13 protein-coding genes are annotated in these 14,819 nt (G+C 38.9%); 10 read left to right on the forward strand and 3 right to left on the reverse strand.

All coding sequences use genetic code 11. From position 1 onward, the window contains the following. Positions 1–29: 29 nt before the first annotated feature. Positions 30–1,016, forward strand: coding sequence for a thymidylate synthase (gene thyA / locus DMI82_RS04475; RefSeq protein WP_110102609.1), 987 nt, complete (start codon positions 30–32; stop codon positions 1,014–1,016). A 75-nt stretch (positions 1,017–1,091) separates the two neighbouring features. Then, entirely contained in the window at positions 1,092–1,340 is a 249-nt protein-coding gene (locus DMI82_RS04480; protein WP_110102610.1) for a hypothetical protein, read from the forward strand. 191 nt (positions 1,341–1,531) lie between these two features. On the opposite strand, the gene DMI82_RS04485 is transcribed toward DMI82_RS04480, so the two are convergent. Continuing rightward, entirely contained in the window at positions 1,532–3,328 is a 1,797-nt protein-coding gene (locus DMI82_RS04485; RefSeq protein ID WP_110102611.1) for a leucine-rich repeat domain-containing protein, read from the reverse strand. A gap of 139 nt (positions 3,329–3,467) precedes the next feature. Then, the gene (locus DMI82_RS04490) at positions 3,468–3,740 is read right to left on the reverse strand and encodes a hypothetical protein (protein ID WP_110102612.1); all 273 of its coding nucleotides are present in this window, start codon (positions 3,738–3,740) and stop codon (positions 3,468–3,470) included. 248 nt (positions 3,741–3,988) lie between these two features. On the opposite strand from DMI82_RS04490, the gene DMI82_RS04495 reads away from it, so the two are divergent. The 5 genes from DMI82_RS04495 (at position 3,989) to DMI82_RS04515 (ending at position 8,878) form a co-directional block, all read left to right on the forward strand. Continuing rightward, positions 3,989–4,657, forward strand: coding sequence for a hypothetical protein (locus DMI82_RS04495; protein ID WP_110102613.1), 669 nt, complete (start codon positions 3,989–3,991; stop codon positions 4,655–4,657). Positions 4,658–4,887: 230 nt separating this feature from the next. Beyond that, the gene (locus tag DMI82_RS04500) at positions 4,888–6,078 is read left to right on the forward strand and encodes a hypothetical protein (protein ID WP_110102614.1); all 1,191 of its coding nucleotides are present in this window, start codon (positions 4,888–4,890) and stop codon (positions 6,076–6,078) included. Positions 6,079–6,258: 180 nt separating this feature from the next. Further along, positions 6,259–7,191 (forward strand): DUF5688 family protein, encoded by a 933-nt coding sequence (locus DMI82_RS04505; protein WP_110102615.1) that lies wholly within the window; start codon positions 6,259–6,261, stop codon positions 7,189–7,191. A 360-nt stretch (positions 7,192–7,551) separates the two neighbouring features. Continuing rightward, positions 7,552–8,394: a TIGR02452 family protein gene (locus DMI82_RS04510; RefSeq protein WP_110102616.1), complete on the forward strand. Its 843-nt coding sequence runs from the start codon at positions 7,552–7,554 to the stop codon at positions 8,392–8,394. A 100-nt stretch (positions 8,395–8,494) separates the two neighbouring features. Further along, on the forward strand, positions 8,495–8,878 hold the full coding sequence (locus DMI82_RS04515; protein ID WP_110102617.1) for a hypothetical protein: 384 nt from the start codon (positions 8,495–8,497) through the stop codon (positions 8,876–8,878). 37 nt (positions 8,879–8,915) lie between these two features. On the opposite strand, the gene DMI82_RS04520 is transcribed toward DMI82_RS04515, so the two are convergent. Continuing rightward, positions 8,916–10,064 (reverse strand): leucine-rich repeat domain-containing protein, encoded by a 1,149-nt coding sequence (locus DMI82_RS04520; protein WP_110102618.1) that lies wholly within the window; start codon positions 10,062–10,064, stop codon positions 8,916–8,918. Positions 10,065–10,232: 168 nt separating this feature from the next. Here DMI82_RS04520 and DMI82_RS04525 point away from each other — a divergent pair, with 168 nt between their 5' ends. The 3 genes from DMI82_RS04525 to recD2 all read left to right on the forward strand — a co-directional run bounded on the left by DMI82_RS04525 (position 10,233) and on the right by recD2 (position 14,725). Next, a complete protein-coding gene (locus DMI82_RS04525; protein WP_110102619.1) occupies positions 10,233–10,802 on the forward strand; it encodes a hypothetical protein in 570 nt (189 codons plus the stop codon). Between the two features lie 140 nt (positions 10,803–10,942). Further along, positions 10,943–12,265 carry a DUF5688 family protein gene (locus DMI82_RS04530; protein ID WP_110102620.1) on the forward strand — a complete coding sequence of 441 codons (1,323 nt, stop codon included), beginning with the start codon at positions 10,943–10,945 and terminating at the stop codon, positions 12,263–12,265. Positions 12,266–12,424: 159 nt separating this feature from the next. Then, positions 12,425–14,725 (forward strand): SF1B family DNA helicase RecD2, encoded by a 2,301-nt coding sequence (gene recD2 / locus DMI82_RS04535; RefSeq protein WP_110102621.1) that lies wholly within the window; start codon positions 12,425–12,427, stop codon positions 14,723–14,725. The last annotated feature ends 94 nt before the right edge of the window (positions 14,726–14,819 follow it).

The raw sequence follows: 14,819 nt of genomic DNA on the forward strand, positions 1-14,819 counted from the left end.
AATAACAAAGAAAAGGAGAAAGAAAAAAAATGAGTTATGCAGATTTAGTATTTAAAAATATGTGTCAGGACATTCTGGAAAACGGAACTGATACCCGTGGGGAAGCGGTTAGGCCGCATTGGCCGGATGGCACCGCAGCCTACACAATCAAAAAATTCGGCATATGTAACCGGTATGACCTGCGAAAAGAATTCCCCGCACTGACGCTGAGAAAAACGGCGCTGAAGAGTGCGATGGATGAAATTTTGTGGATTTGGCAGAAAAAGTCAAATAACATTGCCGATTTAAACAGCCACATTTGGGACAGCTGGGCTGATGAGGATGGCAGCATTGGTGAGGCATATGGCTATCAGCTTGAGAAAAAATTCCAATGTAAGGATGTAACACTTGAAGGACTGCGGACCGCATTTCCGGATGGCGAATACGAGCGGGTTGGTTTTGGTACCGAAATGTTTGTCGCGTTTGATGATGATGGCAATGTCGCCCGCTGGTATGCAGTTAAAACACTAGGTGAACCGTGGAGCATGGACCAGGTGGACAAGGTTATTTATGACCTGAAAAATACACCGTTCAGCCGCAGAATTATGACAAATATTTATAATTTTGCAGACCTTCACGCAATGAATTTGTATCCATGTGCTTACAGTATGACGTTTAATGTCACTCAGGATAAGGACTCTGACCGATTGGTTTTAAATGCTATTCTGAATCAGCGTTCTAACGATATCCTTGCTGCCGGCAATTGGAATGTATGCCAGTATGCATTGCTGGTAATGATGATTGCCCAGGTGTGCGATATGATTCCAGGCGAGCTGGTGCATATGATTGCTGATGCACATATCTATGACAGGCATGTTGATATTATTAAGGAGTTGCTGACGCGAGAGCCGCTGCCGGCTCCGGTTGTAAGATTGAATCCGGATGTAAAGAATTTTTATGAGTTCACTGTTGATGATTTGATTGTTGAGAATTATCAGACGCATCCGCAGATTAAGGACATTCCGGTGGCGATTTAACACGTGCTTTGCATAATGCGGCAGTGAAAACAATAGGCTGCCGCAAAAATAACAAAATCAGAAAGGAAAAATAATATGAAAATTGTGCGAGACGGAAAAGAATATGAGTTAACATCTGAAGAGCTGGCTGCAGCGAGTGCAGAGTTTGTAACAAATTTCATGAAAAGTGAGATGATGGGGCGTTGCGAAATTTCTGATGAAGAACTTGCTGAAGAGCTTGCTGAAAAAGCATATGACAGATATTGCGAAGGAAACGGAGAGACAGAAGGAGAGTGTATTGACTGGGCTTATTACTCATGGCTTGAATCTGCAAAAGAAGAATAATCCTGCTGCTTAATTGGCAGCCCTGCTTTGGGCAGGGCTGTTTTTTTGCGGCAGAAAAATCAGAGAAAGAAAAAAGCATGCAAAGAAAAGAGAAAACGAATACTCAAAAAAATCTTAAAAAAGAACAAAAAAAAGAGAAAAAGAACCAGCTGTCTATGCGACAGCTGGTTCAATGTTGAAAAAGTGTTTCGTTAAAGCGTGAATTTGGAACTCGGTTTGTCCTGCGTCTGCGTCAGCAAATATGCTACAATTGAGGGCTTATCTGCCTCATTTGCGGCCTGCAAAAGCTGTTTGATTGCTGCTTTTGACAACAACTTAAAGCCGATAAATTCGGCGAACTCATCATCCTTGTTTTCTTTAATATATCGCAGCGCAATCTGTTTTGCACAGCGTCTTAAGTACTTTTCAAGTTTAGCATCTGCTCCCGGACTCTGTTTGTAAATATAATATGCAGTGTCCTGTTTTAATTCGGTGCTTATCGCACCGTAATACAAATCATGCAAATCGGATTTGCAAAAATAGCCACTACTGCATTGCTGATTTAACCTATACAAAGTCTTGTAACTTAAAGATGCCGGTACAATAAACTCATTATCTCCAACAATAAGTTTTTTTACGGGGGATACGCTTATATCCGACAGAAATGCATACGGCAGACCTGAAAAAAGATGAGGAGTACGTAGTTCTTGTACGCAACTAAAACTTAATTCTCCGGCGTATTTGATACTTTTTGGAAGAGTTACGCTTTTCAGTTTTTCACACCAGTCAAATGCACGCCGTCCAATGGTTGAAATCCCTTCGTGCATTGTAACAGATTTAAGGCTACGGCAGTTAAAAAATGCACTATGTCCGATGTCTGTAACCTGAGGAGGAAACTCAACATGAGTTAAATTATGACAATCGGCAAAAATATTGTTCGCATAACCTCCGATTTTTTTAATTCCGGGCCCGAAATCTATTTTGCGGATTTTAGACTGCCGAAATGCGTCCTTTCTAATAGTTCTCAATGAAGACGGAAATGTGACTGAATCTATTCTTGTTCCGTAAAATGCAAAATCATTAATACAAGTTACACCTTCAGGAACGATAATATCTCCGGTTTTCTTGATTGGGCATAGAATCAGGCAACTCATATCTCCGGAGTACAGAATCCCATCTTTTGATGCGAACCCGCTGCTTGGGGATGCTTCAATACATGATACATTTGTTGTGTTAAGATATCTGTATATTCCAAACATATTATTCTTTGAAAATTCAGTGTCTGCAACCACAATTGTTTCTGGCAATTTATTGATTCCATTAACATTTTTAATATTCCTGATGACTGCCCGTTTGACATTTTTGTAATCTATATCTGTCGGCAGAACACATTTGGCGTCTTCCGGAAATTCAATTTCTTCAGCATCATCATCTACGCCAAAGACAATATTTCCGACCCTTTTGAGACCATTTTTTGACGGAATATCAAAAAATGATGAACCATCAAAGGCGTGATGGTTGATGGTATGAATAGTATTAAAAGAAGTATCGTTATTGAAGAAGGAGGCTAACTGACATCCTTCAAACGCATAATCATCAATTATATTAATGTCATACAATGGCTGAATTTGTTCATCCGGCTTAATGCAAAAGACATTCTTCAATATCTTATTCACGACTATCAACCGAACGAGATATTGACAGCTAAGGAAATATGGATTATTGGAGTCCACGTTTCTTACATTCGGAAACATGAAGTTGGAAATATCAATATCCATGATATCTTCCTGAACAACCAATTCTTCTACATCAGGAAACTGCTTAAAGATGTTTCTTAATTTGACATTGCGGCTTAATCTATTTCTATTTGCGTTAGGTCCGGACAAAACGATACTTCGAATTCCAGGCTCAACATCGATATCAATAATATCAGTCATCTTACTGTCTGCAAAGTATAAATATACGCCTTTCTCAGGAGAAAACGAAACTAAGTTTTGATTATTTTTCATTTTTCTTTTTCCTTTCTTTGTTGCAAAATTTTTTATTTCAAAAATAATATGCAGGAAAGGATGGGGAAGAAAAAAGGCTAAAAATTAACTCGACAACTTAAGCCCTGCAGAATTTCTGCAGGGCCGGTTTTGCATACGACTATTTGTTTTCTTTGAATTTTTCGATAATCGACATTTCTTCGAATTCCAATGGGTAGATTCCAGCTTCGCATGGTACGGACAATCCGCGTTCAATACGAATTGGATTTGTTGCATCAGTTCCAAGTTCTCGGTTTTCTGTTCTGTATAGTTTTTTAACATTCCTGCTGCCATCTAAAATATAGTCGCCTTCAAAAAGTTCTTCTCCATTTTTGTCAAAATATCTGATATTTTTGCCATTTCCATTTCGTAAAATTGTCGCTCTTAATTCCATATATATCCTCCTTAATTTAGTTCTTTTGCCATTTGTTTTTTGTATGTTTGGAGTATATATGATTCAGCATCGAAAGTCAATGTTCTTACAAAAGTTGTAAGATTCGGCGAATTATACAAAAATAGCAGTGAAAAATCATTCAATATTACCACTTGTACATATAATCTTATTTTTTTACTTTTCAATCATATTAAAAATGAATCTTAAAAGTATATAAAATATATAAAAAAAGAAAGGAATCTATACATATGAACACAACAGAAAAAACAATCCAAGACCTTATCGTAACCCGCAATGCCTGCGGCAGCAGGGTTGTATTGGACGGAAAATCATGTATCGCTCCGATAGACGATAAAGCATTTTTCGATAAATGCCTGATGTACAGCGATAGCAAGAATCTGCATGCAAAAAATACTGTTGCCTGGCGGCCGATGTCTGACGATTGGAAAGAACAATGCCGAAGCAATTCGTTCTGGTTTCAGGATACTGTCGCTGAGGCGAAAAAAATGTTCCCAGGAATGGATGAACGTCTGTTTGAGTTAAAAGCTCGACTTCTTGATTTTGCCGGTGAGGCAGTCTGCCTGCCTCCGTATGAAGAAGACCTGGAAAATATTTTAGAATATGGCCAGTTCTGGCTTGGATATAATGCTGAGATGGTGAAAGGTGAGGCATGCCAATGCCACAAAAATTCGGCAAGAGTATGGCAGAAGAATAAGGATAAAACAGTAATCTGCACCGGATATGCATTATCTGCTGATGGCATGTGGAGACAGCATAGCTGGTTGATACACCGCAAGCCAAGGTCAAATAGAATCGTAGAGACGACAAGACCGAGGGTTTTGTATTACGGCTTTGCGATGCCGCCGGAGTTGTCAGAAAGATTTGCTGACGAAGTTTTGGATAGTATTATGTTCTAGAATACACAAAGACCTGCGAACTTTTCGCAGGTCTTGTTTTTTTGGTGCTATATTCTTTTTTAGCCCGGAAGTTCTTCTTTAATTTGGTCAAGATAAGCGCTCATTATCGGAGCCACCTGTTTAAAAGATATACGATACAGACGCCAAGAAAAACTTTTTCAGCATATTAAATCAGAGCAGAAAAAATACTCTGAGCTAATAAGAACATAGAAAAAAGGAGAGATTATTTAATGCTAAAAGAAAAGAAAAAAAATAAGGTTAAATCAGTTTGGAAGAATGGCGAGTTGAAAATTGTATTCGCAGAGCCGTCTATACAGGCACACGGAGGCGTTGTTTTTGCTGAAAGTGCAAGAGATATTTTATATTATTATTATACTGTTGAGGTATTCAAAAAGGTGAAAAGTAACTGGAAAAAGGAGTTTGATGTAAGCACATATGACTTTCCGGCACTTCTGGCAGCAGTAAAGATTATTGAATGCATTTTGGAGGATGATTTTACTGACGAGAGCTGGCAGGTCGATATGCGGGAAGGCGTGAATGGAAATATGAATATCACCTGGTATACAAAGACTTACGATACGTCGAGTTTTGCTAACGAGGATTATTATAAATTTGAACGTGTCGTACGGGTAATTGAAGGCGAGGATACGTCAGAACATTTCGTTTTCTCAGTCGGAAGTGGCCTTGATAATTGCAATTTTACGAAAGTACTGAAGTGTATAACTGCTACATATCTTAACCGTGCTGAGATTGAAGCTCTGCGTGATGTGATGAATGATTTTATTCAGAAAACGATTGATGACTTTAACAAAAAAGAGCGTAAAAGAATTGAATTGGAAAGAAAATCCTTAAAGATTGAAAACGGCAAGGTGTATGAATACAGAACCGTATATTTCGATGACCCTGACAATCTTGATTCAGTATATATCCCCGGGGATGTCATTGACTTCACAACGATTGAAAAGTACGACGATAAAGATATTTACATTGATTATCATAACTGTATCATCAAGTCAGTTGAAAAGAGTAACGCCGGTTCGGCGGGATATATTACAGTGACAGGAGGTTACAAAAATGGAGAGAATGGATTAAAAATCCGGCATCTTGAAGATAAGTCAATCAAAATTCCGCTTGAAATCATCACTCATGTTTTTAACGACATGTGTGATTCAGAAAAATTAAAATATACAAAAGAGCAGTGCCTTGAAGACTTCTGGCAGCTATTAACACCAGAAGAGAAAAAAGAATTTGTAAAAACACCTTTAAAAAAATTGGTCAAGAAGTGGAAGTATCCGGTCATTGATAGAACCTGGATGTGCAGAGATGAGCATGGGTTTGATGAGCCAGAGAAAGTTGCGAAATGGGTGGTAAAAAAGATGAAGAAGAGGTCTGAACGGGAAAAAGAAGAAAAGTTGGGTTAACGAAGGGCAGAAATTTCCGCCAGAAACACGCTTAGCTCAGACTAACGACTTCACTTATCAGCCTCTACGAGGCTTGGGTACACGCGAGCGCAGCTCGCGGTATCATATTCTGTACTTTAGCATATTCAGCATATTAAATGTGAAAAATAAAAATTTCACTTAAAGAAAGGAATGAAAGATATGACTAATATGAAGATGATGAGCAAAGAGGATTTTCTGAAAGTGCTGATGGGTTTGTTGGAAAATCAGGGGATTAAGACAAGCGTATTCATAATGAAGAAAGAGCATGGAAGTTATACCGGTATCCATAGGGTCTCCGATAATGATGGCGAAACTATCGCAGCAATTGTAAATGTCGATGATTTATATGATAAATTCATTCATGGAAAAGCAGGTGTGCCAGAAATGGTGGATATCGCAATGGAAGCTATGGATATATTGTCTATGTATCCATCTCAGTCGTCGCCTGATTCTTTAAAATGGTTATCGGATTGGAGTGTTGTTAAAAACCGGCTGTTTTTATCATTGTGCAATAAAAATGCAGTAGAATACCTAAACTCTGTAATTCACAAAGATATTCCCGGAACAGACCTCGCGTTAGTACCGAGGATATTTGCTTTTAATGATGGAGAATCATTTGCAACGTTACCATTAAGTCACAAGAACCTGAAATCTTATGGAGTTTCTGAAGAGGAACTGTGGAAGCATGTTGCAGCATCAACGGTAAAACTTCAGCCTGCAAAAATCGATATCGCAGCAGCAAGACATGAACAGACAAACGAAATAGACGTAACTAATTCAATTATCAGTATTTCTTCTGGTTTTGGTTCATTTGGTGCAGCTGCTTGTTTCTATGATGGAGTGTTGGCGGGCATAGAAAATGTAATAAGAGAGAAGTTTTATATATTACCAATGTCATCACGAGGAGTATTAATCCTTCCAGAAAAACTTGTCAATGATGCAGGATATCTTAGTTTTGATGGCTGCTTAGACATTACAAGTTTTTGCCAGGATACAGCAGTGTATCGTATGCCAAAGTCGCACGAAGATTACCTGACAGATTCAGCATATTTGTATGATTCTGGCAAGCTTTCAGTCGTTAACACAAAATGATATACATATTAAAAGGACAGTAGCTATTACTGTCCTTTTTTGGTAAGATAACTTTATTTTTTAACTTCGTGCGAGGGTTCGAATCCCCACACGAAGCACTGCACTCAGCCTTATCGACGGGCGGGAAACCCGCCCTCGTCTGGTACACGCGAGCATAGCTCGCGGTATCACGGCTTCGCTTGTCAGCCTCTGTGAGGCTTTGTAACAAAGGTGTAAGCCTGAGTTATCAAAAAAACACAAAATTTCCATAAAAAAATCCTCAAAATTTTTCCACTCATTATTTTTTTAAGCATATTAAATTTGTAAGTGAAGAGACGAAAACACTACAAAAAGTTAAATTAAAACCTAAGGAGAAAAAAGATGAGTGTTTATTTCAATAAAAAAGATGAGTTAAAAGAAAAGGCTGTAAGTCATTATAAAATGATGGAGGCAAGTATGGGTGAAGAGATTGCCAAGTGTGTAAAAAACACAAGGGTTTATGGCGGTGATGGGATTGCGGTAACGTCTACTGCAAAAAAAGAGACAGATGACGTTGTTGCATTTGACAAGTATGATATGCAAATGAACGTTGTCGTGGACAACCTTGATACTGTCAGGTCTATGCTTGCTCATCGAGATGGAAAGACTGCTGTTCTTAACTTTGCAAGTTATAAAAACCCAGGCGGTAAGTTTATGGAAGGTTCCTCCGCACAGGAAGAATGTTTATGTCATACCTCTAACCTGTATAACGTTTTAAAAAGATTCCCAAAATACTACGAGTGGAATAAAAAACATAATAATAAGGCTTTGTATGCAAACCGCGCCATGTATTCTGAAGACGTAACCTTCCTGGATGAAAGCGTCTGTGTTTATGGAGCGGACCCAATCCATGTGAAGGCTGATGTCATTACGTGTGCTGCCCCGAATTATTCTGCCGCAGGAAGATACGCAGGAGTTGAACTGGACAAAAACAATGCGGAGTTATACCGGAGAATCAAGTTTGTACTTGACATCGCGGAAGAGAACCATGTAGATACGTTGATTCTCGGAGCCTTTGGCTGTGGAGTTTTTGGTCAGGATGCAGCAGTGGTCGCAAAATATTTCAAAAAATGTCTTAGTACATATGATTATCATTTTAAAAATGTATACTTCTCCGTATTGAACAGAGGAAAAAGTGAAAACTATGAAAAATTTAAGTTGATTTTTGGAGTAGCCAAAAAATAACACTTCGGTTGAGGTCGCACAGTGCGGCCTCGTTTTTTTTGCGCAAAAAATTGGAGACGGGTTAAAAATGTGATAAAATATAGCCAAAGGAGGTATAGGTATGCGATATTACAGTACACAAAGGCCACTAGTTCCTGGTGGCTGCCCTAGAGCGGGAGTCCAAAAGGTCCACAACTATGACGAGAAAGAGTTTTGCGAGGAAATCGGCCGTGAGGCTTGGGGATATGTCGATTATGACAGAGAACTGACAAATGAGGAAGTGGAAGATTATGAACTTCTTCCGGCAGGAATTAAGAAATTCTGGGCCGTAACGACGACGTTTTGTGATGACAGTCATGTAGTTTCAGATATTACAGATGTTGTAGAAACGGTCAGAAAGCCAGAAGATAGTTTCCTAGAGACAAAAACGAAGGATATATATGTCGATTGGTTTGAAAATGAAGAAGAAGCAAAAGGGAAGATAAAAGAAGCGTTGAATGCGTAAAACGGAAAAAGCCGCTGAGAAATCAGCGGCTTTTTTGTCATAGGTCAAAAGTATCATCGATTGCTTTGTCAAATACTTCCTGCGTATTATTGGATTTGCCAAGACGTTCCATAAGGTATGCTACAACAATAGTCTTTTCTTTTTTGCTGGCGATGGAAAGCAGTTCAGGAATGATTTTGTTTGATACTGTTCCAAGTTTAAAGAATTCTACGAATTCCTCCTGCGTTTTTTCTTCGATATATCGAATTGCCATATCCCTGCATTTCTTTTTCATGTAAGAAAAAGCATCAGGGTTTCTGGAAAGTCGATATTCCGCAAGTGCAGCAGCCTGTTTCTCGCAGGCATGTGCAGCTTTTAAGAATAGTCTTTTGCGATTGGGACCCATAATTATGCTTTCAAAATCACGATTTAATTTTTTTAATTCTCCCCGTTTTATCACACGTGGAAGCACCGCTGTGTTCCCTTTATATGTAACTTTTACATAGTCATCAGAAAGCACACGTTCTTCATTGTAATACCCATCATCTTCCAAAACAATTGAAAAAATGAAGTTCTTTGGGATGCTATCGCTGATAATAACATGTTCAGCAGAGCAAAAAGCCTGATTCCCTATAGAAATTGAACCAGATGGAATTGTAACTTCTTTCAGTGAAGTGCTACCGAACGCTCCTCTACCGATGACTTTTAAGTTTTTAGAGAACGTAATATTGCGGAGATTTATGCATGGTGAAAATGCAAGCTCTCCAATCTCTTCCAGGGAATCCGGAAAAGTGATTTCGGAAATATTACTACACGAACTAAAACATTCATCTCCGATTTTTCGTATATTTTTTCCGAATTTAACATCGTGAACATCACTACACATAAATGCGCCATATTCAAGCTCAATTATACTATCAGGCATTATAATGGCACTTAATCTTCCGTTTCGGAAAGCATTGACACCAATGCGCTCAACGCCCTCATGAATCCGAATACGCCCGGGCCTGATAGCTGGACATTCCTCAAGAGTCTTTCCATCCTCGGAATAAGCAACACCGGTGTCTCCATATTTCCTATTTTTACGAATTTTATGTTTTGGTGAAAAAAGATTGAATTCGCCTGTTCTTGAAATAAATACAGGGTTGTCTTCTTCCTGGACAGCTGACATGTCCATAAGTTCTTTTAAGTTATCCATAATACTCATAATATCTCTTCCTTTCTTTGTCTATTATGTCGTTTCAGATTAAATATGCAGGATTAAGAAAAAAAAGAAAAAACACAAAAAGAAATAAAAATTCAGCATACTGTACATGAAGTAAGAAGTAAAAAGAACGGCTGAGTTTTGTCAGCTTAAAAAAATGGAGGAAAAAATATGAGTAAATTAACATTAAGACAGTTTACAGATGTTGTTAAAGCCCTGATGGAGGCGAGTTTAACGAAAGAGTATGGAATCAGGCTGGAAATCATAGAAGAGCCTGACGAAATATCTGATGATGGAGTCAAGGTGACTCTCAAGGTAGAAAAAGAAAGCATAAAAGAATGTACAAAGAGCGGGAAAATGTGTGAAACGTATTCTTGTGACTGTAACAGTAATGCGTATTTTTTCGATATGGATGAGAGCTATCACGATTACGAAGAGCGCATGGACAAAGGGGAAGAACCTGAATCTGATATCCTAAGAGATATTACGGATAAAATGCTAAAAAGTATTACAAAAGAGATGGAGGAAAATCCAGAACCAGCTAAAGAGAAGAATAACGTGCGAGAGGAAAGCATCTGTTCGGACGATATGGATTCAGGTTCCTGCTCTGAAGATGATGCTGAGGCTGACGCCGAAGAAACAGCGTTTGTGTGCAAATGCATTATGAAAGCGGCCCTGGTATGCGCAGCTATTCCAATTGGAATCTTCGTTGCAAAACGTTATTTCTCTGACAAAAAGTAAGGAAGAAAAGACTAAAAAAAAACAGCTGAATTTTTTTCGGCTGTTTTTTTTGTTCATGCAAAAATTCTGCATATTAATTTTGTATCAAAAAATAAGGCAGGAGGCAAATACTCCTGACCAACAAAGAAAAGGAGAAAAACATGAATAAAATGAATTTAAGAGAATTTGCAGAGGTACTGGTGGCAATGATGAATCAGCAGGGCACAGTGTGCTTTCTGAATAACGACAATCCGGCAAAGCAGCTGGCTGTTGCAATGTCAAAAGGTGACGCATGTGCTTACGCTCCGGTTGCTCCTCTTTGGGACTCTTACGAAAAGGGGGCTGACCTTAATCAGATGGCAGCAGCAGTATCTATGGCTATGAAAGAGGGCTTGGATAAAGGCTCTGAAATGGTTAAGATGAACGCGGACAGATGTGCACAGCAGCCAGCCCCATCATTTAAGAAGCATGAGGCAAAAGAGACTTCTGACCGTTTTGCAAATATGGGTAAAAACCATACGGCATATTCAGCAGAACAAAACCAGGGACAGTCAAAGGCAGCAAGGAAAGAATTCTTCCCGAATACTGAAGAAGGAAGACAGAAGGCAATGAAAATGCTGCAGGATATTATGGGGACTTTGCCAGACACTATGGCTGCACCAAGTGGATGTTCAGACAACAGATTTGTCTCCGACAGTAATAGCCCATGCAGTAGTGATTGCTCTTGCGGAAACGGATGTAAACCAAATCGGACATATCGCCCAGAGCCTGCAAAACAGGGCAATGATGACTATGACCCGACAGATGACCTTCCGGAAAACCTGCGCTCACAGCTTGGAGAGATTCTGAAGAGAATCGGTCTGCAGCCGCAGAACACGCAGAGCAAGCGTTTTGATTCGACCGATAGAGACTTTGTGTTGCAGACAGCATACCCAATGCTGGCGGATGATGAAACCATTGCAGCACACCCGGAGGCTTTATCTAGAAAAGTTCTGGATATGAATATCGTGTATTGTTTTTATGATAACAATAATAGCGTTATGAATGATGGTACCCGTGTGTTAGGGAAAAATTGCCTTGAGAGATTCGACCTTAAGGAAGAAGACGTCTATAATGCCGCAATCAATAACATTGTTGACAGCATTGTTGTTGGGGAGGCAAAAGATATTATCCCAAATACATTTGTAAATTTTGTGATTTTATCAACAGAAAAGTACAAATATGGTGCTGCGGCTTTTCTTGGCGCTGACGTGCTCAAGAATGTAGCAGATAAAATGGGTGAGTCTGCTCTTATGGTAATGCCAGTTTCCGCGGAATTTGTAGCTGTTTTCCCGGCATCAGATACAACGTCAATTAACGGGACAGTTTTAAAAAATGTCATTAAAGCATTAAAGAATCTGGCTCCTGATGAGGTATTATCTAACAATGTATATCTCTATGATAGGGAGCATAACCTGTTGGCAATGGAATCATACCAGCTCTAAATTCAAATAATTCAAATAAGCATCAGCAGAGTAATCTGCTGGTGTTTTTTTTGGTAAAAAAATACGCTAAAAATGTTAAAAAAAATGTTTTTTCATCATATTAAATATAGAAAAACAGGAGGTAATCACTGGCAAAGGGCCAGTTGCATATAGAAGACAATGTTAAAAGAAAGAGCAAAAGAATCTATAAAGTTCAAGGCAAAAGCCGTCATATATGAGAACGAAACTGGCTTCAAGATTATTGCCGGTGTAGCTTTTAATGCGAAAACAGGGGAAAGAATATGCAAATGCAGTATGAAAGGTCAGATGTTTGATGTCACTGATGGAGATGAAGTATTTGCAACGGGAGACTGGGATGAACATCCTAAATATGGAATCGGCTTTAAAATGGATGCGTATGTTAAGATTATTCCACAGGACAAAAAAAGTATCTTGTGGTATTTAAAACAAGGTAATATTGATGGCATATCACAAAAAAGGGCGGAGGCTATTGTCAATAAATTCGGTGACAATACTTTTGATGTGCTCATATATCAGACCGAGCTATTACAGCAGATAAAAGGGATTGGAAAGAAAAGCATTGAGAAGATAAAGAAATGTGCAAAGGAAAAGCTCGAAGAACAGAACATGATTCAGACTATCATGATGTATATTCAAGGCTTCGGCATCAGTCCTGCATATGCAAATCGTATTTATAAGCGTTACGGTCTTGATAGCATTAAGGTGATTAACGAAAACCCGTATAGACTGGCTGACGAAGTGAAAGGAATTGGCTTTTTAAAAGCAGACGAGATTGCGCTGAAGAATGGTATGCCAAAGGATAGTCCGTTCCGTGTTGAAAGTGCTGTTATGTATGTATTAAAGCAGATGAGCGAAGATGGCGACGTGTTTGGGCATAGAGAAAAAGTGGAGAAGGACTGCCGCGATTTCTTGCAGCTGGATATTTCTTATGTAGAAAACGCAGTGAAAAGTCTGATTCAGAAAAAGAAACTTATATGCGAAGACGATGCACTCTATCTGATTCCTCTGTATAAAGCAGAAACATATGCTGCAAAAAAAATAGTAGAATTACTTCAGAGCAAAACAAAAAGGGTGAATGTAACAAAAAAAGAAGTAAAAGCAATGGGAAAAGAACTGGATAGGGATTACGCACCGGAACAGGTACAGGCTATTATAGAATCATGTCGGTCAAATGTACTAATCTTGACAGGGGGACCTGGTACAGGAAAAACCACAACAGTTAACGGAATCATCCATATGCTGAAAAAGCATGGGATGGATGCGATTTTGTGTGCAGCACCGACAGGTAAGGCTTCAAAGAGGATGAAAGAAACAACTGGAGAGAAAGCTCAAACAATACATCGTACACTGGAAGTAAAAAGTGAAGGGGCATACGGCTTCAAATTTGGAAAAAATGAAAAAACACCATTGGAAGGCGATGCCATCATTATTGACGAAAGTTCAATGATTGATATGGAATTGATGGCATCAGTATTAAAGGCTATTCCAGAAGGAATGAAACTGATTTTGGTTGGTGACATCGACCAGTTGCCAAGTGTTGGCTGTGGAAACGTATTGCATGAAATGATTGATTCTAATGTTGTTCCAATCGTAAGGCTGAAGACCATATTCCGTCAGGCAGCAGAAAGCCAGATTATAAAAAACGCGCATCTGATTAATGAGGGTGTTGTTCCAAGTTTCAAAAATAACAGAAATGGAGATTATTTTTTCATGGACGTTGACGGAATGGAACAGGAACGAATCAGAGACTATATCGTAACGTATGTGTGTGACAATTTGCCGAGATATTATAACGTGGGTGCTGATGAGATACAGGTTCTGGCACCAATGAAGAAAGGGCCGACTGGTGTCTGGGAGCTTAACGACTATATCCAGAACAGGATTAACCCGCCAAGTGCAACAAAACAAATTATACCATGTAATGACCACCTGCTGAGGGTTGGAGACAAGGTAATGTACACATGTAATGATTACGATAAAAAGATATTCAATGGTGATGTAGGCAAGATTGTTTCAATCTGTCTGACGCAGGATGAAGCAGACGATGCTGATGAAGACAATGCCGATGAAAGCGCAAAAAGAGGATTTGTTGTTGATTTTGATGGAAACAGAGTCCATTTTGATTTAAGCAAAGCGCAGGATTTTATCCTTGCTTATGCAACAACGATACATAAAAGCCAGGGAAGCGAGTATGATATCGTTGTGATGCCGCTTACAACCGCAAATTATATCATGCTGCAGAGAAACCTGTTGTACACAGCCGTGACGCGAGCAAAAAAAGTATTCGTGTTGTTTGGACAGAAAAATGCAGTGGCCAGAGCAGTTAAGAACCTCACTGTTGTCAATAGAAATACAAGGCTGGGGTCTAGGATATCAGAGGATGCAGGATTCCTGCTTGAAAAACAAAATACAAAAAAACATGAGCGCAAAACAGCTTAAGACGGCTGTTTTGCGTTTTTGTATCAACAAAAATTCTTCATTATGAAGATATAAGAAATACGTAAAAGAAGAATGGGAATAAAAGCAATTTTTT

It is taken from the genome of Blautia sp. BCRC 81119 (genome assembly GCF_003184505.1).
In the GTDB taxonomy this organism is placed as follows: Bacteria; Bacillota; Clostridia; order Lachnospirales; family Lachnospiraceae; genus Blautia_A; species Blautia_A fusiformis.

Coding starts and splice junctions, on each gene's coding strand:
- DMI82_RS04515 (WP_110102617.1), top strand. CDS start 8,495: ATGCGATATTACAGTACACAAAGGCCACTAGTTCCTGGTGGCTGCCCT.
- DMI82_RS04530 (WP_110102620.1), top strand. CDS start 10,943: ATGAATAAAATGAATTTAAGAGAATTTGCAGAGGTACTGGTGGCAATG.
- DMI82_RS04510 (WP_110102616.1), top strand. CDS start 7,552: ATGAGTGTTTATTTCAATAAAAAAGATGAGTTAAAAGAAAAGGCTGTA.
- DMI82_RS04485 (WP_110102611.1), bottom strand. CDS start 3,328: ATGAAAAATAATCAAAACTTAGTTTCGTTTTCTCCTGAGAAAGGCGTA.
- DMI82_RS04495 (WP_110102613.1), top strand. CDS start 3,989: ATGAACACAACAGAAAAAACAATCCAAGACCTTATCGTAACCCGCAAT.
- DMI82_RS04520 (WP_110102618.1), bottom strand. CDS start 10,064: ATGAGTATTATGGATAACTTAAAAGAACTTATGGACATGTCAGCTGTC.
- DMI82_RS04480 (WP_110102610.1), top strand. CDS start 1,092: ATGAAAATTGTGCGAGACGGAAAAGAATATGAGTTAACATCTGAAGAG.
- DMI82_RS04500 (WP_110102614.1), top strand. CDS start 4,888: ATGCTAAAAGAAAAGAAAAAAAATAAGGTTAAATCAGTTTGGAAGAAT.
- DMI82_RS04505 (WP_110102615.1), top strand. CDS start 6,259: ATGACTAATATGAAGATGATGAGCAAAGAGGATTTTCTGAAAGTGCTG.
- recD2 (WP_110102621.1), top strand. CDS start 12,425: ATGTTAAAAGAAAGAGCAAAAGAATCTATAAAGTTCAAGGCAAAAGCC.
- DMI82_RS04525 (WP_110102619.1), top strand. CDS start 10,233: ATGAGTAAATTAACATTAAGACAGTTTACAGATGTTGTTAAAGCCCTG.
- thyA (WP_110102609.1), top strand. CDS start 30: ATGAGTTATGCAGATTTAGTATTTAAAAATATGTGTCAGGACATTCTG.
- DMI82_RS04490 (WP_110102612.1), bottom strand. CDS start 3,740: ATGGAATTAAGAGCGACAATTTTACGAAATGGAAATGGCAAAAATATC.